Genomic DNA, 18,484 nt, shown 5'->3' on the forward strand with positions numbered 1-18,484 from the left:
GAGGCCGGAGCACCGATCAGACTGCGACGACGTCCACGAGATCCGCGACACCCACGAAGTCATCGACGTTGCGGGTGTACAGCCGGGCTGAATGGGCGTGAGCAGTGGCGGCGATCAGGAGATCCATCGTGCGGGACCGGGGTTGTCGGCCGGCCGCGACCACCGCCGCGGCCAACTGCCCGTAGCTGGCGGCCACCGCGTCGTCGACCGGCAGGGGGTCGAAGGTCCGCTGCAGCACGCTCAGGCGCCGCAGACGCTCGGCCCTGACCGCCTGATCACGGGCGACGAGAACGCCGAAGTGCAGCTCTGCGACCGTCACCACGCTGATCGCCAACTCGCCGGCCAGGGGTGGCACACCGGTGGCGATGACGAGGTTGGTGTCCAGGACTGCCCTCACGCCGGGGACCACGGATCGCGGAGCACGTCGTCGACGCGCTCCCGGTCGGAGCTCCAGTCCGGGTCCTCCGGACCGTTGAACAGATCGGCCACCTCGGAGTAGCTGCGCCACGCCTGCGGCGCGATGGGCACCAGACGTGCGCTCGGCCGGCCGGCCACGGTGATGGTGACCTCTTCTCCCGCTTCTACCCTGCGTACCAGCTCGGATGCCTGTTGCCGCAGCTCGCGGAGCCCTACGACCGTCACTTCTCCACGGTAGCACAAGTGCTATACCGGCAGCCGTGCAGCTCTGCGCGTTCCGACTCCGTCGAGTGGTCATCCCGCCGGCGGTCAGGCCCTGTGGTAGGAGTCCCGGGCATGACCGCTGCCCCGCACACACTGGCCAGGAGGTGGGCCGGGATCGTCCCGGCGATGCTGGCCGCGTGTGCGGGGGCGGTGGACCTGCTCGCACTCGCCGGGCTGGGCGGCGCGTTCGCCGGCGTCGTGACGGGGAACCTCGTCACCGCGGCCTACGGGGTCGGCACGGGCAACTTCAGGCTGATCACGCCGGCCGGCACCGCGGTGGCCGCCTTCGCCGTCGGTGTGCTCGCCTGGGCCCGGCTGTGGCACGCAAGGCCGCAGGCGGTGGTCGGCATGCTCCTCGCCGAACTGGCACTCCTGGTCGTCGTGGCCGTCGGCTGGATCGTCACCGGGGCGCACCCGGAGCCGCTCGCGGCGCTGATCCTGCTCGCCGTGGCCGCGCTCGCCATGGGCGGGCAGAGCGTGGCGGCGCTGCGGCTCCAGGCCTCGACCACGTACATGACCGGCACGCTGGTCAGCGCGCTGCAGGACGTCGTGACGGGACGGGCCGGGCCCCGCCGGGCGGCGCTGCGTCAGCTCGTCGCGCTCGTGGGCGGGGCCACCGCTGCGGCGGTGCTGCTGCACTTCCTGGCCTGGGCGGTCCCCCTGCTGCCCGTCGTCCTGCTCACGGCATGCGTCGGGCTGGTCCTCGGGGCCCGTGCCTCCCGGACGAGCGGGCCGGACGGATGAGTGCCTTCCGTGGCGACCCCTCGATCGCCATGGAAGGCACCCACTCCGGCGTTCGCCGGATTCGCGGACGGACCGTCCTCCGTCCGCTCCGTGCACCACGGGTCTCGCGTACGCGAGACCCGTGGTCGTCCAGGGTCGTGCTCAGGCGTCGGCCGGCACCGGGTGGTTGGCGACCATGAGCCCGTGCGGGTCGACCCGCCGCCGGACCGCCTGCAGCCGCTTGTAGGCCTCGGCGCCGTAGGCGAGCTCGGTGTCCAGCGCCGTCTCGGCGAAGTTGAGGTAGTGCCCGGCGGTCCACGGCACCATCGCCTCGGCGAGACGCTCCGCGTGCCGGCTGCCCACCACGGCCTCCGGTCCCGCCGCCAGCGCACAGCAGTACAGGGCGAACTGCCCGTCGAGCATCGGCAGGACCCCGGCCCGCGGATCCGGGCGGCCCAGCGCGCCGCCGAACTGGCGCAGCTCCGCCACCGCCAGTATCGAGCCCGACTCCGCGCCTGCGGCCCGGACGAACGCGTCCACCGCCTCGGCGGGCATCGACCCGAGCAACGCCGCGGACGACGCCACCGGCATGGGCTCCTCCGGGTCGCCGTGCAGGCGGACCAGCTCCGGCGCCGGCATCCGGGCGAAGGTGTCGATCTCGGGACCCAGCTCCCGCAGCGGGGCGAGGATGTCCACGGCGACCCCGTCCTCGGCCAGGACGGCCCCGTCGATCATGACGACCTGCCGGCCGCGCAGCGGTGGCGGCACCGCCTCGATCGGGGGCAGCTGCAGGATCCGGAACGACGTGGTGACCTCATCGGGTGCCCCGGTCGCCCACTGCGACCACCGGGTGAGCACGCGGCCCGCCTCCCGCCAGTCCCACACCAGCGCACCGCCGTAGACGGACGTGACCGGGTAGAGGGCGAACTCCAGAGCGGTCACCACCCCGAAGTTCCCACCCCCGCCGCGCAGAGCCCAGAACAGCTCGGGGTCGGAACCGGCGTCGACGCGCACGAGCTCGCCGTGGGGGAGCACGACCTCGAGGGCGACCACGCTGTTGCACTGCAGGCCGAAGCGGCGCCCGAACCACCCGACGCCTCCGCCGAGCGAGTACCCGCCGACCGCGACGTCCGGGGACGACCCGTGCAGCGCCACCAGCCCGTGCGGCGCCACCGCCGCGACGACGTCCTCCCACGCCACCCCGCTCCCGACGCGGGCGGTGCGCCGGTCCGCGTCGACGGTGATCCCGGTCAGCCCCGCCGTGCGCAGCAGCACCACGTCCCGGAGGTCCTCGAGCGGGCCGGCGTTGTGCCCCGTCGCCTGCGGCGCGACCCGCAGCCCGGCACGGGCAGCCGCCCGGACGACCGCCACCACCTCGTCCGCGGTCCGGGGCCGGACGACCGCCGCGGGTCGCTGCTCCACCGCGACGTTCCACGCCAGCCGTGCGGTGTCGTAGCCGGCGTCGCCGGGCAGATGGACGGGTCCGGCACAGGCCGCACGTAGGTCGTCGAGCTCGGGGGCGCCCTGACCGATGGTTGAGGTATCGCTCACGACATGGCACACGCTGGGCGCGGTGCGCAGGTTCACGGCCCGGCGATCTCTCTCCGCGAGGCCCGCCCGCAAGCCTGCGAGCAGCGATGACTCTCCCTCCGGTGACCGACATCGCATCGGCACGCGTTTCGCAACCCCTGCGACTGCGCTGTCCGGGTACCACGCCCACCGAAAGGCGACAGAACACCCGGGCGGGTGCAGTCTGGAGGGGAGGCGATGGAGGACCGTGATGCGGACCCTGCTCAACGTGATCTGGCTCGTCCTGTGCGGCGTCTGGCTGGCGATCGGCTACGCCGTCGCCGGGATCGTCTGCTGCCTGCTGATCGTGACCATCCCGTTCGGCCTGGCGTCGTTCCGCATGGCCGACTTCGCGCTGTGGCCCTTCGGTCGCCAGCTCGTGCGACGCGCCGACGCCGGTGCCCCGTCCACGATCGGCAACATCATCTGGATCGTCTTCGCCGGCTGGTGGCTCGCGCTGGCCCACCTCACCACCGCCGTCGCCCTCGCGGTCACGATCATCGGGATCCCGCTGGCGTGGGCCAACCTGAAGCTCATCCCCGTCTCACTCGTCCCGCTCGGGAGGGTGATCATCGACAGCGACACGCCGCAGGATGCGCGCTACCCCGCCGTCAGCTGACCGTCCGCGGGCGGGGCCGGCGGTGCGGAGCCCACGGACTCGGCGAGCAGCGTGCCGCTCTCGCGCGTGATCCGCTGCAGGTGTTCCCGGCAGGCGCGCCGGGCGGCGTCGGCGTCCTGCGCGGCGATGGCGTCGTAGATCGCCTGGTGCTCGTCGAGGGTGTGGCCCTGCTGGGCCAGGTAGGCCATCGGCTCCCGGTAGGACTCGCGGAGGCAGGCGTTGACCGGGTCCATGAACAGCGCCAGCAGGGTGTTGCCGCTCGCGCGGGCGGTGACGCGGTGGAAAGTCAGGTCCTGCTCGAGGCAGACGTCGAAGTCGTCCCGATGGTCGCGCGCGACGGACAGCGCCGCGCGCATCTCCTCCAGGTCCCGCGCGCTCCGCCGGACCGCGGCGAGCGCGGCGAGCTCCACCTCCAGCAGGAACCGCGCCTCCATCAGCTGCTCGAACACGGCGGGGCCGCTGCGCAGCAGCAGGCTGAAGTGCTCCGCGATGGGCCGCCCGTCCAGCAGCGCCACCATCATCCCGCGGCCCGGCCGGATGCTGACCAGGCCCCGCTGCTCGAGGATCCGCGCGGCCTCCCGGACGACGGTGCGCGATACGTCGTAGGTCTGCGCCAGCTGCGCCTCGGTGGGCAGCTGGTCCCCCGGAACGAGCCGGTCGGCGAACAACCGCGCCTGGATGCGGTTGGCGACCACCTCCGGCAGGCGCGGCGGGCGCCCGGCGGGTCCGGCAGCCACGGCGGGTCCGAGCATTTCGCGCCTCCTGTTGACGGGCTCAAAGGTATGATGATGCGATAGCTCGATGAGATACAGGTCCCCGAGCCGGAATGTTCGTCCGGTGGTACGGGAGACCGGTCCCTGCACCCGTGACGTGGCCGACGCGGCCGCCCGGGCAGGCAGCACATCCGCTCAGGCACATCCACTGAGGAGCTGACATCGGCGTGGACAGCGTTGCTCATGGCCAGAACTACGTCGACGGTCGCTGGGAGGACGGCGGCGGCGCGGTTCTGGAGGTGCGCGACCCCGCCACGGGAGACGTCGTCGCCCGGGTGCCGGAGTCGACGGAACGCGACGTCGACCGCGCCGTGACCGCCGCGCGCCGGGCGTGGGACAGCTGGCGCTGGGTCAACCCGTCGGTGCGGGCCGGCCACCTGCACGCCACCGCCGACGCCCTCTCCGCCGCCACGGACCGGGTGGCGGCCGCCATCACCCGCGAGATGGGCAAGCCGCTGCCCGAGGCCCGCGGAGAGGTCGAGAAGCTCGCGAAGACGTTCCACTTCTACGCCGAGGAGGCCACCCGGATCACCGGGGCCACCCTCGCCAACGAGGAGGACGGCTTCACCAGCATCGTCGAGAAGGAGCCGATCGGGGTCGTCGCCGCGATCACGCCGTGGAACTACCCGGTGGAGCTCATCGGCTGGAAGCTGGCCGCGGCGCTCGCCGCCGGCTGCACCATCGTCGTCAAGCCGTCGGAGTACACCCCGACCGCGGCGATCGAGGTGTTCCGCAGCCTGGAGGTCGCCCGGCTGCCCGCCGGGGTGGCCAACCTCGTCACCGGAGCCGGGACCACCGGGCGCGCGCTCGTGGCCCACCCCGCGATCGACAAGGTGGCGTTCACCGGTTCCGGAGCCACCGGCGCGGCGATCGTCAAGACGGTCTCCGGGGTCAAGCCGGTGTCGATGGAGCTGGGTGGCAACTGCCCCCTGATCGTCACCCGGCACGCCGACCTGGACCAGGCGGTCACCGGCGCGCTGCGGCGCTCCTTCCGCAACGCCGGCCAGATCTGCATCGCGATCAACCGCGCCTACGTCCACGCCGACCTCTACGAGGAGTTCGTCGGGCGGCTGGCGAAGGGCGCCGCGAACCTGGTGGTGGGTGACGGCCGGCGCGAGGAGAACGTCGACGTCGGCCCCGTCACCAACGCCGAGATCCTCGAACGGTCCGAGCGCCACGTGGAGGACGCCCGCACGAAGGGCGCGCGCGTCCTCGTCGGCGGCACCCGCCCTCCGGGCCGTCCGGCGGGCAACTTCTACCTGCCGACGGTGCTCGCGGACTGCACGCAGGACATGCTCGTCATGCACGAGGAGACCTTCGGCCCGGTCATCGGCGTGAGCGCGTTCACCGACCTCGACGCGGCCGTCGCATTGGCCAACAGCACCCCGGCCGGGCTCGCGGCCTACGTCTACTCCGAGAACCTGGGCGAGGTGTTCGCGCTGGGCCGCCGCCTCGACTTCGGCAGCGTCGCGGTGAACAACGTCGACGCCGGCACGATCAACGCCCCCTACGGCGGCCGCAAGGGCAGTGGCTTCGGCTACGAGCACGGCAGGGAAGGCATGGAGGGGTATCTCCAGATGAAGCACGTGCGGGTGCGGCACCACGCCTGACGCCCACCGGCCGTGCCGGGAGCGGCTCGACGGCGAGCCGCCGACTCAAGGAGCGACGCATGGCGACGTGTTTCATCGGCATCGACCTCGGGACGTCCGCGTGCAAGGTGCTCGCCCTCGACACGAGCGGCGAGGTGCTCGACAGCAGCGTGCGCGAGTACCCGGTGCTCACCTCGCGGCCCGGTTGGGCCGAGCAGGAGCCGGCCCGCTGGTGGGAGGCCACCGACGACGCGGTCCGGGAGCTGCTCGACCGGCTGCCTGCAGACTCGCAGGTCCGCGGCTTCGGGCTCTGCGGCCAGATGCACGGCCTCACCGCGCTGGACGAGAACCGCGAGGTGATCCGCCCGGCGATCCTCTGGAACGACCAGCGGGCCGCCCCGCAGTGCACCGAGATCACCGAACGGGCCGGTGGCTTGCCGGGGCTCATCGACCTGGTGCAGAACAGGATGCTGCCGGGCTTCACCGCCGGGAAGATCCTCTGGCTGCGCGAGCACGAGCCCGCCGCGTACGAGCGGATGCGGCACCTGGTCAACCCGAAGGACTACCTGCGCCTGCGGATGACCGGTGACCTGGTGACGGAGGTGTCCGACGCATCGGGCACCGGCCTGTTCGACGTGCGCGGGCGGCGCTGGTCCACCGAGCTCCTCGACCTGCTGGACATCCCCGTGGACCTCCTGCCCCGCGTGGTCGAGTCGCACGAGCCGACCGGAACGCTGCGACCGGAGGTGGCGCAGCGCTGGGGCCTGCCGGCGTCGACGCCGGTGTTCGGCGGTGGTGGCGACGCGGTCATCCAGACCACCTCGATGGGCATCATCGAGGACGGCGCGATCGGCATCACGCTGGGCACGGCGGGCATCGTCGCGGGAGCCAGCGGGGCCTGCCCCGACGACATCGACGGCACGCTGCAGATCTCGTGCGGCAACGCCCCGGACCGCTGGCACGTCATGGGTGTCTCGCTGGTGGCGGGCGGCGCCTTCCAGTGGCTGCGCGACGCCCTGCGCCCGGTGGATCCCGAGCTCGGCTACCGCAGCCTGGTGGACCTGGCCCGGCAGGCGCCGCCCGGGTCGGAGGGCCTGCTGTTCCTGCCCTACCTGCTGGGCGAGCGCTGCCCGCACGTGGCCCCGGAGGCCCGCGGCAGCTGGGTGGGCCTCACCCCGATGCACTCGACCGCCCACCTGTCCCGCAGCGTGATGGAGGGCGTCCTGCTCAACCTGCGCGAGATCGTGGAGGTGTGCGAGTCCACCGGCCTGGACTGCACGCAGGTGCGCGTGTCGGGTGGCGCCACCGTGGAGCCGCTGTGGCTGCAGATGCTGGCCGACGTGCTCCAGCGGGAGGTCGTGACGGTGACCGGCGCCGCCGAGGGGGGCGCGTACGGCGCTGCCCTGCTCGCCGGGGTCGGTACCGGTGACTTCGCCTCCCTCGCCGACGCCGCCGCCCTCGTGCAGGAGACCTCCCGGTTCAAGCCCGAGGCCGACAACGCCGAGCTCTACGACCGGCTGTTCGCGATCCACCGCCGGCTGTACCGGACCTTGCAGCCGACCTTCGCCGAGCTCGCCGGGGCGCAGCGGTGACCGGACGCGTGGAGGACGGCGTGCGACCCGGTACGCCACAGGACCGGGCGAAGGTCGCCGCGGGGAGGCGGGCCCTCGACACGTTCGTCCGTGACGGCATGCTCCTCGGGCTCGGCTCCGGCACCACCTCGCACTGGTTCGTGCGCTCGCTCGCCGAGCGGGTGCGGGACGGCCTCGACGTGGTGGGGGTGCCCACCTCGACCGCGACGCGGGACCTCGCACTGGAGCTCGGGGTCCGCCTCGCCGACCTGAACGACGTCTCCGAGCTCGACCTGACGATCGACGGCCCGGACGAGATCGACGGCGCCGGGAGCATGATCAAGGGCGGGGGCGCCTGCCTGCTGTGGGAGAAGATCGTGGCGAGGGCCTCCCACCGGATGGTCACCGTCCTCGACGACACCAAGATCGTCCCGACCCTCGGTGCCTTCCCGTTGCCGGTGGAGGTCGTGCCGTTCGGGTGGGTCTCCACCCGGCGGCACCTGTCCCGGCTGTTCGCCGACGCCGGCCTCGGAGAGGCGCCGATCACGAACCGGATGCGCGGGGACGACCTGCTGGTGACCGACAGCGGCCACTACATCCTGGACGCACACCTGGGTGCGATCCCCGACGTCCCCGGCCTCGCGGCCGTCCTCAACGACATCCCGGGGGTGGTCGAGCACGGCCTCTTCGTGGGGATCGCGGACGGGATGGTGGTCGGCCATCCCGACGGGAGCGCGGAGGTCCACACGTTCTGAGACCCCGGGCGTGACGTGACCCTCTCCATAAGGTGAGACGGCCGACGGGCAATGTACGGTCATTAGCGGTGATCGTCAGGCAAGGCGCCCAAGGGAGTCACCGTGTGGATGTCCGTCCTCGCCAGGGAACCCGCCCGTCCGGCCCAGCTGCGCACCTGGCCGCACGCCTGGCTGCTGGCAGTGGGGACGGTCTGCTTCGGCGCGTTCATGGGTCAGCTCGACGCCAGCATCGTCACCCTCACCTACGGTCCTCTCGGCGCCGAGTTCGGCGCGTCACTGGCGGGGGTCCAGTGGGTCTCCCTCTCCTACCTCCTGACGCTCACCGCGCTGCTGGTCCCCATCGGCAGGCTGTCCGACGCCCATGGCCGCAAGCTGCTCTACCTCTACGGGTTCGTGGTGTTCACGGTGGCCTCCGCGGCCTGCGTACTGGCGCCCACCCTCGGCTGGCTGATCGCGTTCCGGGTGGTCCAGGGCGTCGGAGCCGCCATGCTGCAGGCCAACAGCGTCGCCCTGATCAGCACGTGCGCTCCCCCGGGCAGGCGGCGTGCCGCGCTCGGCATCCAGGCGGCGGCCCAGGCCCTCGGCCTCGCACTCGGCCCCACGGTCGGTGGCCTGCTCGTCTCCACCCTGGGCTGGCGCTGGGTCTTCGGCATCAACGTCCCGATCGGCGTCGTCGCCGTCGTCGCGGGGGTGTTCCTCCTCCCCCGCACCCGGCACCGCAGCTCCACGACCACCTGGGACGTCACCGGTCTCCTGCTGTTGGTCACCGCCACCACGGCAGGGCTGCTCGGACTGACGGCACTGTCCGGGCTCACCCTTCCGGGCTGGGTCGCGCCCGCCCTCTTCGTGGTCACGGCCGCGGCCGTGCTCGGCATCGTCACCCACAGCCGGCGGTTCGCCGCTCCCCTGCTCGATCCTGCGCTCCTGCGCTCGCGGGCGGTCGCCGCGGGTCTCGGGGGCGCAGTCGGCGGCTACCTGATCCTCTTCGGTCCGCTCGTGCTCGTGCCGGTCGTGCTCGTCGCAGCCGGGGAGTCGGAGCTGCACGCGGGGCTCGTGCTGACCGCGCTCCCCGCCGGGTTCGCGCTGGCCGCCACCACCGGTGAACGGCTGCTGCCCGCGGCCTGGAGCGACCGCCTCCGCTGCCTCGTCGGCGCGCTGGCCGTCGTCTGCGCGACCGGCCTGCTGGTCGTCGTCCCGCTCACCCCGGCGTGGCTCGTACCGATGCTGGGAATCCTCGGGCTCGCGCTGGGGATCTTCACGCCGGCGAACAACAGCCTCGTCATGGGACTCGTCCCGGCCCGCACCGCCGGGACCGGCGGCGGGCTGGTCAACATGGCCCGCAGCCTGGGCACGGCACTCGGCGTGGCGCTGGTGACCCTCACGCTGCACACGGGCACCGCCGAGAGCGCCGCGCGCACGGCGCTCGCCGCGCTCGCCGCGGTGGCCGTCGCCCTCGTGGTGTCGGCCTGGCTGGTTCCGGTCAGGCGTCCGGATCGAGGTCCGGGTTGCTGGCGGCCACGGTCAGCACGCCGTGGAGGTTGTTGAGGTCGGTGACGATCTCCTCCTGGTCGGCCGGACCCCGCAGCTCGAGCAGTACCGACACCGGCCGCACACCGCCCCCGCCGTAGCCGGTCGGGCCCCCGTCCACCAGCGCGTTCACCGGCTCTCGCTCCACGTGCCTCGTGGTCAGCTCCGCGATGATCCAGCCACGACGGGTGCAGGTGCTCACGATGTCGCGCAGCAGGCCACGGCCGTCCTCGTAGGTCACCTGGATGAAGCGGCTCTGCGGCCGCGAGCCCGCGATCCGGACCGTCAGCAGCGGGAAGGCGAAGACGACGACGAAGTAGCCGACGGTGGCCACGGCCGCCAGCACCGGCAGCCCGGCACCGGCCGCCATCCCGACGGCCGTGGTCAGCCAGACGGCCGCGGCGGTGGTCAGGCCACGCACGGCGTCACGCCGGACAAAGATCAGGCCGCCACCGATGAACCCGATGCCGGACACGATCTGCGCGGCGACCCGGGACGGGTCGAGGACGACGTGGTCACCGAGGACGTCGGTGAAGCCGTACTTGGAGACCAGCATGAACAGTGCGGCCCCGAAACCGATCAGGGTGTGGGTGCGCAGACCCGCACTCTTCTGCCGCAGCTCCCGTTCCAGCCCGATCGCGGCCGACAGGACGAGCGCGACGCCGAGCTCGCCGATCTGCAGCCAGCTCTGGCCGGTCGGTTCCCCGAATGGCAACGCGAGCACCACGCTCCCGCCCTCCGATCCGTTGTCGTCTCCGAAGCGGACCACACGACGAGGCGGCGTACCGGATGGAACACGCGCCCCGTTCGCCCGACCTCGCAGCCGCCTGTGGCTCGGTGGTCGATCCCCGGTTGCTCGGGAACGGTCTCCACAGGGTAACCGCGCCGGCAGGGGCCCCGAGCGTTCCAGCACCGCGACGACGTGCGGGGTCCCCGCACACTCCTGCGCGCCGCGGTCGTCACCGCGACGAGCGCCGCGCTCGGCGGATTCGGCCTGCTGACGGGAGACTTCCCCGCGATGAGCCCTCTGCCGCCGCAGGGCGCCGGCAGCGCGAACGCGCGCCTCGCCGCCCGGCTTCCCCCCGTGCCCGTGCCCGCTGCTGCCGCGACTCCATCAAGCCTGCTGGCGCTGCCCGGCGGACCGGAGGTGCTGGTGCGCGTGCCGGCCACCGCGGGAGCAGCTCCCCTGCGTCTGGTGCTGGCCCTGCACGGAGCCGGCGGGAACGCCAAGGGCGGCCTCGCACCCCTGCTCCCGCTGGCCGACGCCCACGGACTGCTGCTGCTGGCCCCGACATCGCACGCCGCCACCTGGGACGCCGTCACCGCCGGCTGGGGGCCGGACGTGCGGCGGATCGACGACGCGCTCGCCCGGGTGTTCGGCTCCTACCCCGTAGACCCGACCCGGCTCGCCGTCAGCGGGTTCTCCGACGGGGCCTCGTACGCCCTGTCGCTCGGGCTCGCCAACGCCGACCTGTTCACCCACGTCATGGCGTTCTCGCCGGGCTTCATCGCGCCAGGACCCAGGGCCGGGAGCCCGCGGGTGTTCCTCTGCCACGGCCGCCACGACACCGTGCTCCCCATCGACCGCACGACGCGCCGAATCGTCCCGCAGCTCCGGTCGGCCCGGGTACCGACCGAGGTGCGGGAGTTCGACGGCGCCCACACCGTGCCCGCGTCCATCGCCGAGGACGCGGTGCGGTGGTTGATGCACGCTCCCTGACGTGCCGCGCGACGACCGGCTATCGCGTGACCAGCCCGCGGACCCAGCGGACGAGCTCGACGGTCCGGTACCAGCGACCCCAGGCGACCAGGGCGGCCAGCACCAGGAGCACCACCGGCAGGAGTGCCGCCGCCCCGCCCACGGTCAGCACCGTGGCCGTCGTCGCTCCGATCATCAGGGCGACCAGGCCGAGAGCCGCCGCCCCCGACAGGCGGGGCACCAGCAGCCCGATCGCCCCCGCGATCTCCAGGCAGCCGATGATCACTGTTCCGGCCGCGCTGAAGCCCATGGCCGCGAACCCCTCGAGCGTCACCGGGTCGAAGGTGACCTTCGGATAGCTCGCCCCCAGGAAGACCGCCGCGAGCAGGACCTGGGCCACCCACAGCGCCACGTCCACCACCCTTCCCGGCCGTGTCGCGGACCCGGCCGCGGTGGTGGATGTGCTGGTCGTCTGCCTGCCCATGAGGTCTCCTGGTGCTCGCACCCGTCCGTTCTGTCGGGATAGGGACCGGCCGGAGGCACCGAACTCATCGCTGCGACTCACGCCTCGGTGAGCGACTCCGGATCGGCCTGTGCCGCCGCGAGCTCGGAGGCGAGCAGCGCCGCGGCAGCTGCGCGGCCGAGGGAGCGGCCGCGGTCGTAGCAACCACCGAACCGGTCGCCCAGCCCACGGCGCAGCTCGTGCGTCAGGCGGGCCACGTCCGGGTGCAGGGAGTCAGCCGCCCCACGCACCGCGTGGCCGGCGCCGAGCGCGGCCGCCGCGGCGGCGGGTTCACCCAGCCCGGCCCGCAGTGCGGCGAGACCGGTGCCGACACCGGCCAGTAGCGCGCGCTGGTCGGTGGCCAGCGCCTCGGCGAAAGCGGCCTGCAGATCGGTCAGCGCCCCTGCGGTGTCGCCGCGGGCCATCGCCAGGTGGGCCAGGCCGGTGCGGTACTGCACCTGGAAGGGCCGGTCGGTCTCGGCGCGTCGACCCACGGCCCGGCGCGCCGCGTCGTACTCGCGGGCCGCGGCGGAGAGGGCGCCGTCGCGCCGCTCGACGTCGCCGAGCAGCATCCGCGCGAGCGCGAGGTGGTGGGCCGCCGGAGCGCCGGCGACCACGGCGTCCAGCTCGGCCCGCGCCCGCACGGTGTCACCGGCGTAGATGTGCGCGGTCGCCGCGCACACGCGCTGGTGGTCGTCGTTGCCGAGCTCGGCGGCGGGCACCCGGGCCCGGCGCAGCGCCCCGAGCGCGCCGTCGACGTCGCCGAGCACGAGCGCGGTGGTGCCGAGCCGGGTCAGCGACACGGCCGTCCCCCAGCGCTCGCCCAGGGCCTCGAACTCGTCGGCGGCGGCGACCAGATCACGGCAGGTCTCGTGGAGGTCGCCCCGGTTGGCCCGCAGCAGCCCGCGCATCAGCCGGACCATCGCCCTGCCAAACGGGGCGGCGCGAGCCGGCGGGTCGGTCGTCAGGAGCGGAGCCGGGTCACCCGACAGCGCCGCCAGGAGCGGCGCGATCACCAGTGCGGACGGGTGCCCGCTCGCGGCCGCTGCGCGGAACCGATCGAGGTCGGGGTCTCCCGATTCGACGGTGCCCGCCAGGACCACGTTGATCAGGTAGGCGGCCACCGCGGGCGCGTGCACCGCAGGCGCTGTCGAGGTCGGCAGGGCGAGGGCGTCACGCAGCAGCCGGGCGGCCTGGGCGTGGTCGCCGTGCAGCGTGAGGAAGAAGGAGATGGCGGACGCCAGCCGGATCGCGGTGTCGGCGTCGCCCGCGCCTGCGGCGCCCTGCAGTGCACCCAGGAGGTTCTCCCGGTCCTCGGTGAGGGTGGGGATCCAGCGGAGCTGGTCGGGTCCTCGCAGGTCGGGTGCCGCGGTCTCGGCCAGCTCCAGGAAGTGGCGGGTGTAGGCGGCTCTGGCGCGGTCCAGGTCCCCGTTCGCGGCGAGGCGCCGCATCCCGTACTCGCGGATCGTCTCGAGCATCCGGTAGCGCACACCGGTCGCAGGGACCAGGTGCAGCAACGACTTGTCGACCAGCGCCGCCAGCGTCCGCGCCACGGCGACGCCGGGCGGGGCCACGCGCTCCGCCGCGGTGAGGGTGATCGTGCCGGGGAAGACTGACAGCGCTTCGCCGAGCCTGCGTTCGTCCTCGGTGAGCAGGTCCCAGCTCCAGCCGACCACGGCGCCCAGGGTGCGGTGGCGGGGCAGCGCGGTGCGGCTGCCGCGGCCCAGCAGCCCGAACCGGTCGTCGAGCATCGTCGCCAGGTGCTCGACGGGCACCGACCTGGTCCGGGCCGCGGCGAGCTCGATGGCCAGCGGGAGGCCGTCGAGGCGCCGGCAGATGTCGGCGACGACCATCGCGTTGGCCGCGGTGAGGCGGAAGCCGGGGTGTGCGGCTGCGGCCCGTTCGGCGAACAGCCGCGCGGCCGGGCTGGCCAGGATCTCGCCGGCATCTGCGGTGGGGACCGCGAGGGGCAGCGGGGGCACCGGGACGAGAGCCTCCGGGGTGATGCCGAGCGGCTCCCGGCTCGTGGCGAGCACGCACAGCAGGGGGCACCGGCCGAGCAGTTCCTCGCAGAGGGCCGCGGCGGCGTCGAGGAGGTGTTCGCAGTTGTCCAGCACCAGCAACGTCGGGCTCGGTGGGACGGCGCCGGCCAGGCGGTCCATCGTGTCGCGCGCGGTGACCCCACCCGTGCCCTGGCTGCCGAACGCGCTGAGGACGGTCTGTACGACCTCACCCGGGTCGGTCACCGACGCGAGCTCCACCAGCCAGGCTCCGCCGCGCAGGCCGTCCGCCAGATCCGCGGCGACGGTCGTGGCGAGGCGGGTCTTGCCCGCTCCCCCGGGTCCGGTCAGGGTGACGAGCCTGCTCCCGGCCAGGCGGCGCGCGACGAGCGCCCGTTCCCCCTGCCGCCCGACGAAGCTCGTCAGTGCTGCGCGCAGGTTGCCCTGCCGCGACCGCGGGCGGCGGACCTCCTCGGCGCGCAGCACCGCCAGGTGCGCCTCGCGTACCTGCGGCGACGGCTCGGCGCCGAGCGCATCGGCCAGCGCCGAGCGGAGCTCCGCGTACCGCCCGAGCGCCTCGGCCGGACGCCCGTCGGCCTGCAGCGCCCGCAGCAGCAGTGCCTGCGCACGTTCCCGTCCCGGGTGCGCGGCGGTCATCGCCCGGAGCTCGGCCACCAGCTGCGCCGGCTCGGCACCGGTGAGCAGGTCCGCCTGCGCCCGGTCTTCCAGTGCGCTGAGCCGCAGCTCGTCGAGCCGGGCGGTCACCGCTGCGGCGAACGGGACGTCGGCGACGTCGGCCAGTGCGTCACCCCGCCACAGCGCCAGCGCATCCCGCAACCGGCGCCCCGCGATGTCGGCGTGGCCGTCCTGCAGCGCGGTGCGGCCGGCGCGGGCGAGCCGCTCGAAGCGCGTGGCGTCCAGCGCCTCCGGCGGCAGGTCGAGCAGGTAGCCCCCGGGAGCCGACCGCACCCACTCGCCGGGCAGCGCCCGGCGCAGCCGCGACACCAGTGAGTGCAGCGCGTGCGTGTGGCCGGCCGGCGCCCCGGCACCCTTCTGCTCCGGCCAGAGGGCCTCGGCCAGCGCGTTCACCGACACCGTCCGCCCGGCGTCCACCGCGAGCCGGATGAGCAGGGTCCGCAGCCGGGCACCGCCGACCGCGACCCGCGCGTCGCCGACCCGGACCTCCAGCGGCCCGAGGATGCCCACCTGCACGCGGCCACTGTGCCAGCACCGGCCGTCGCGCTGTGAGCGATCTGTGTGCGGTCTGTGAGCGCCGGTCGACAGCCTGGTCCCCATGCAGCGTGAGATCTTCCCGAGGACGGCCGCCTTCGCGGCGCAGCTGACGACCGGTCTGCTCGCCGGAACCATGTTCTACGGCTGGGCCAACGTGGAACCGACCTTCTCCGCCGTCCCCCTGGACGTGCACCTGACGTTCCGCACGGAGCTGATGAAGCTCAACGGCGTGGTCACGCAAGGGCTGATGGTCGCCACGTTCCTGGCCGGCTGCTGGCTGGCTCTCGCCGCCCGCGGCCGGGCCCGGGGCCTTGCCGTGGGCGGCGTGGCGCTCACCCTCACGACGTTCCTCGTCACCAGGTTCGGCACTGTGCCGATCCACGACGAGATCAGGGCCTGGGCCGCGGGCGCTCTCGCCGCCGACTACCAGGAGCGGCTGGCCGTCTGGGGCGCCTTCAACGACGTCCGGGTGGTCGTCGCGGTGGCCGCGTTCGCGCTGACGATCGCCGCGGCCGACCTGGCCCGCCGCCACCCACCCCGCGAGTCGCCCGTTTCCAGCGGCCGAGTCGCCCGTTCCGGGGGCGCCCACCCCGCACCGGATAGCGCGGGCCGGCCGGCGTGACGACGAGAGGGCGCATCAGGAAGGCCCTCACCGTCGCGGCGGTCGTCCTGCTCGGCGTACCGGCGGCCTTCGTACTGGGGCTCCTCGCGTGGGACGGGGACTTCCCGGAGGGCGACCGGCGCGTGCTCCGGCCCGGCGTCCAGCTCGACCTGCGCACCGCCGAGACGGCCCGCGGGCCGGTCGAGTACGACCTGTACGGCAGCGCCGGGCCTGTCGTCCTGTCGGTGCACGCCGGGCTGGGCGGAGCCGACCAGGGCCGGCTGTTCGCCGCCTGGCTGCAGGACGACGGGTTCCGGGTCCTGAGCCCCTCCCGGCCGGGCTACCTCGGCACCCCGCTGTCCTCGGGCCGGACGCCGGCGGAGCAGGCCGACCTCCTGGCCGCCCTGCTCGACGAGCTGCGGATCGAGCGGGTGGGCGTGCTGGCGGCCTCGGCAGGCGCCCCCGTCGCGTACACGTTCGCGGCCCGCCACCCCGAGCGGGTCTGGGGCCTGGTCTCCGTCGGTGGCACCAGCAGGCCGGTGCCCGGCACGCCGGCACCGGGCTCGCCGGTGCGGACGGCGTTCCTGAACACGATCGGCCAGAAGCTCGTGAAGCTGACCGCGAACGTGTCGCTCGGGACGATCGTGGCGGGCACGCTGGACGAGACCAGCACCTTCACCGCCGAGCAGAAGGCGCAACGCACCGCCCACATCATGGACACGCCGCAGGTCCGGGAGTTCTTCACCACCATGTTCGGCACCACGTTCCCCTACGAGGAACGGATGCCGGGCACCCGGAACGACTCCGAGCAGGCCAGGGCGCTGCCCGCGCTCCCCCTGGCGCAGGTCACCACGCCCAGCCTGATCGTGCACGGCACCCAGGACGGCGACGTCCCGTTCGAGGACGGTGTGCACGCCGCCGGGCAGATCCCGGGGGCCCAGCACCACTGGATGGAGGACGACGACCATCTCGGGTTCTGGCTGAGCCCGGCGGCCGGAGATGCGCAGGGCGCGGCGCGTCAGTTCCTTCTGCACCATTCGCCGGGCAGGTAGGTCGCTCACCTCACTTCCGACGCGTGTTGCCGACGAGGGGCGCCGGGTAGGCCGACCGTATGGACCACGACCGCATGGACCACGACGAAGCACCCGTGCTGGACGCGCTCGCCGGGTACCACCGGCACAGGCGCACGCCGTTCACCCCACCCGGCCACAAGCAGGGCCGCGGCGTCGACCCGCGGGTGCGGGCGGTGCTGGGCGAGGACGTCTTCCGAGGCGACGTGCTGGCGACCTCCGGGCTCGACGACCGGTCCTCGTCCGGAGGGGTGATCGAGCGGGCCCAGCAGTTGATGGCCGACGCCGTGGGCGCCGACCATGCCTTCTTCTCCACCTGCGGCAGCTCGCTGTCGGTCAAGAGCGCGATGCTCGCGGTCGCCGGGCGGCACGGTCGCATGCTGGTGGGACGCGACGTCCACAAGTCGGTGATCTCCGGGCTCGTCCTCTCCGGGCTGCAACCCGCCTGGGTCCACCCGAGATACGACGCCGCCCTGCACCTCGCCCACCCGCCGTCGCCCGAGAGCGTCGAGCAGGCCCTCGACCGCGAGCCCGACGTCGGCGGCGTGCTGATCACCAGTCCGACTCCCTACGGCACCTGCGCCGACATCGCCGCCATCGCGCAGCTGTGCCACAGCCGCGGGCTCCCGCTCGTGGTCGACGAGGCGTGGGGCGCGCACCTGCCGTTCCACGAGAAGCTGCCCACCTGGGCCATGGACGCCGGCGCCGACCTGTGCGTGGTGAGCGTCCACAAGATGGGCGCGGGGCTGGAGCAGGGGTCGGTGTTCCACCTGCAGGGCGACCTCGTCGACCCCGCCCACCTGCGCGCCTGCGCCGACCTGCTGGCGACCACCAGCCCGAACGTCCTGATCTACGCGGCGATGGACGGCTGGCGGCGGCAGATGGTGCAGCACGGCCACCACCTGCTCGACGACGCCCTGGCTCTCGCGGGGGACGTGCGGCAACGGCTCGCGGAGCTTCCCGGCCTTCGGGTGCTGCACGACGAGCTGATCGGAGCCGAGGCCTCCCACGAGCTGGACCCGCTGAAGGTCATCATGGACGTCTCCGAGCTGGGCATCTCCGGCTACCAGGCGGCGGACTGGTTGCGCGCGGAGCGGGCGCTCGACATGGGGACCTCCGACCACCGGCGCGTCGAGGCCCAGCTCACGATCGGCGACGACGCCGGCACCGCCGCCCTGCTGGTCGACGCGCTCGGCGCACTGACCAAGGCAGCGCACGACCTGCCGAAGCCCTCCCCGGTCGAGCTCCCGTCACCGGACGACCTCGAGCTCGACACGGTGATGCTTCCGCGGGAGGCGTTCTTCGCCCGCACGGAAGACGTGCGCGCCGACGATGCCGCCGGCCGGATCTGCGCGGAGCAGGTCACTCCCTACCCGCCGGGGATTCCCGTGCTGCTCCCCGGCGAGCGCATCGGACAGCGGGCGCTCGACTACCTGCGCAGCGGGGTGCAGGCCGGAATGGTGCTGCCCGACCCGACGGATCCCGAACTCACGACGATCCGGGTGGTCGCCTGAGCCACCCCACGTTGCAGCAAAGCCACGTTCACGCAACCAGATGGCGGCAACGTGGCTT

Annotated in this window: 17 protein-coding genes; 10 read left to right on the top strand and 7 right to left on the bottom strand. The window is 73.6% G+C overall.

Annotation, left to right across the window (positions count from 1 at the left end):
- Window positions 1–16: 16 nt before the first annotated feature.
- Together ACQPZA_RS25410 and ACQPZA_RS25415 are read right to left on the bottom strand one after the other, a co-directional pair.
- Complete coding sequence (locus tag ACQPZA_RS25410) at window positions 17–397, bottom strand: type II toxin-antitoxin system VapC family toxin (protein WP_433274411.1); 381 nt, start codon at window positions 395–397, stop codon at window positions 17–19.
- Window positions 394–642, bottom strand: a complete 249-nt coding sequence (locus ACQPZA_RS25415; protein WP_433274413.1) for a type II toxin-antitoxin system Phd/YefM family antitoxin — start codon at window positions 640–642, stop codon at window positions 394–396. Before ACQPZA_RS25415 ends, ACQPZA_RS25410 begins: the two co-directional genes overlap by 4 nt.
- Before the next feature lie 111 nt (window positions 643–753).
- Between ACQPZA_RS25415 and ACQPZA_RS25420 the strand changes: the two genes are divergently transcribed.
- Entirely contained in the window at window positions 754–1,425 is a 672-nt protein-coding gene (locus tag ACQPZA_RS25420; RefSeq protein WP_433274415.1) for a DUF1275 family protein, read from the top strand.
- Between the two features lie 141 nt (window positions 1,426–1,566).
- On the opposite strand, the gene ACQPZA_RS25425 is transcribed toward ACQPZA_RS25420, so the two are convergent.
- On the bottom strand, window positions 1,567–2,955 hold the full coding sequence (locus ACQPZA_RS25425) for an FAD-binding oxidoreductase (protein WP_433274417.1): 1,389 nt from the start codon (window positions 2,953–2,955) through the stop codon (window positions 1,567–1,569).
- 229 nt (window positions 2,956–3,184) lie between these two features.
- Here ACQPZA_RS25425 and ACQPZA_RS25430 point away from each other — a divergent pair, with 229 nt between their 5' ends.
- Window positions 3,185–3,592 (top strand): YccF domain-containing protein, encoded by a 408-nt coding sequence (locus ACQPZA_RS25430; RefSeq protein WP_433274419.1) that lies wholly within the window; start codon window positions 3,185–3,187, stop codon window positions 3,590–3,592.
- Here the strand turns inward: ACQPZA_RS25430 and ACQPZA_RS25435 are convergent.
- Window positions 3,574–4,344, bottom strand: a complete 771-nt coding sequence (locus ACQPZA_RS25435; protein WP_433274421.1) for a FadR/GntR family transcriptional regulator — start codon at window positions 4,342–4,344, stop codon at window positions 3,574–3,576. The genes ACQPZA_RS25430 and ACQPZA_RS25435 overlap by 19 nt on opposite strands.
- A gap of 188 nt (window positions 4,345–4,532) precedes the next feature.
- Here ACQPZA_RS25435 and ACQPZA_RS25440 point away from each other — a divergent pair, with 188 nt between their 5' ends.
- The 4 genes from ACQPZA_RS25440 (at window position 4,533) to ACQPZA_RS25455 (ending at window position 9,825) form a co-directional block, all read left to right on the top strand.
- On the top strand, window positions 4,533–5,975 hold the full coding sequence (locus ACQPZA_RS25440) for an aldehyde dehydrogenase family protein (RefSeq protein WP_433274423.1): 1,443 nt from the start codon (window positions 4,533–4,535) through the stop codon (window positions 5,973–5,975).
- 59 nt (window positions 5,976–6,034) lie between these two features.
- Entirely contained in the window at window positions 6,035–7,546 is a 1,512-nt protein-coding gene (xylB, locus tag ACQPZA_RS25445; RefSeq protein WP_433274425.1) for a xylulokinase, read from the top strand.
- Complete coding sequence (rpiA, locus tag ACQPZA_RS25450) at window positions 7,543–8,280, top strand: ribose-5-phosphate isomerase RpiA (protein WP_433274427.1); 738 nt, start codon at window positions 7,543–7,545, stop codon at window positions 8,278–8,280. The genes xylB and rpiA overlap by 4 nt, the downstream gene beginning before the upstream one ends.
- Window positions 8,281–8,388: 108 nt before the next feature.
- Window positions 8,389–9,825, top strand: a complete 1,437-nt coding sequence (locus tag ACQPZA_RS25455; RefSeq protein WP_433282983.1) for an MFS transporter — start codon at window positions 8,389–8,391, stop codon at window positions 9,823–9,825.
- Here the strand turns inward: ACQPZA_RS25455 and ACQPZA_RS25460 are convergent.
- A complete protein-coding gene (locus tag ACQPZA_RS25460) occupies window positions 9,761–10,522 on the bottom strand; it encodes an MgtC/SapB family protein (RefSeq protein ID WP_433282986.1) in 762 nt (253 codons plus the stop codon). The genes ACQPZA_RS25455 and ACQPZA_RS25460 overlap by 65 nt on opposite strands.
- Before the next feature lie 207 nt (window positions 10,523–10,729).
- Here ACQPZA_RS25460 and ACQPZA_RS25465 point away from each other — a divergent pair, with 207 nt between their 5' ends.
- Window positions 10,730–11,527, top strand: a complete 798-nt coding sequence (locus ACQPZA_RS25465) for an alpha/beta hydrolase (RefSeq protein ID WP_433274429.1) — start codon at window positions 10,730–10,732, stop codon at window positions 11,525–11,527.
- A gap of 19 nt (window positions 11,528–11,546) precedes the next feature.
- Here ACQPZA_RS25465 and ACQPZA_RS25470 read toward each other — a convergent pair whose 3' ends face one another.
- The gene (locus tag ACQPZA_RS25470; RefSeq protein ID WP_433274431.1) at window positions 11,547–11,990 is read right to left on the bottom strand and encodes a DoxX family protein; all 444 of its coding nucleotides are present in this window, start codon (window positions 11,988–11,990) and stop codon (window positions 11,547–11,549) included.
- 77 nt (window positions 11,991–12,067) lie between these two features.
- Entirely contained in the window at window positions 12,068–15,220 is a 3,153-nt protein-coding gene (locus ACQPZA_RS25475; RefSeq protein WP_433274433.1) for a BTAD domain-containing putative transcriptional regulator, read from the bottom strand.
- 82 nt (window positions 15,221–15,302) lie between these two features.
- Here ACQPZA_RS25475 and ACQPZA_RS25480 point away from each other — a divergent pair, with 82 nt between their 5' ends.
- The 3 genes from ACQPZA_RS25480 to ACQPZA_RS25490 are packed head-to-tail and all read left to right on the top strand — an operon-like array spanning window position 15,303 to window position 18,426.
- Entirely contained in the window at window positions 15,303–15,863 is a 561-nt protein-coding gene (locus ACQPZA_RS25480; protein ID WP_433274435.1) for an anthrone oxygenase family protein, read from the top strand.
- On the top strand, window positions 15,860–16,894 hold the full coding sequence (locus tag ACQPZA_RS25485) for an alpha/beta fold hydrolase (protein ID WP_433274437.1): 1,035 nt from the start codon (window positions 15,860–15,862) through the stop codon (window positions 16,892–16,894). Before ACQPZA_RS25480 ends, ACQPZA_RS25485 begins: the two co-directional genes overlap by 4 nt.
- 59 nt (window positions 16,895–16,953) lie before the next feature.
- Complete coding sequence (locus ACQPZA_RS25490; protein ID WP_433274439.1) at window positions 16,954–18,426, top strand: aminotransferase class I/II-fold pyridoxal phosphate-dependent enzyme; 1,473 nt, start codon at window positions 16,954–16,956, stop codon at window positions 18,424–18,426.
- Window positions 18,427–18,484: the final 58 nt, after the last annotated feature.

Source organism: Pseudonocardia xinjiangensis (genome assembly GCF_050948425.1).
In the GTDB taxonomy this organism is placed as follows: domain Bacteria; phylum Actinomycetota; class Actinomycetes; order Mycobacteriales; family Pseudonocardiaceae; genus Pseudonocardia; species Pseudonocardia xinjiangensis.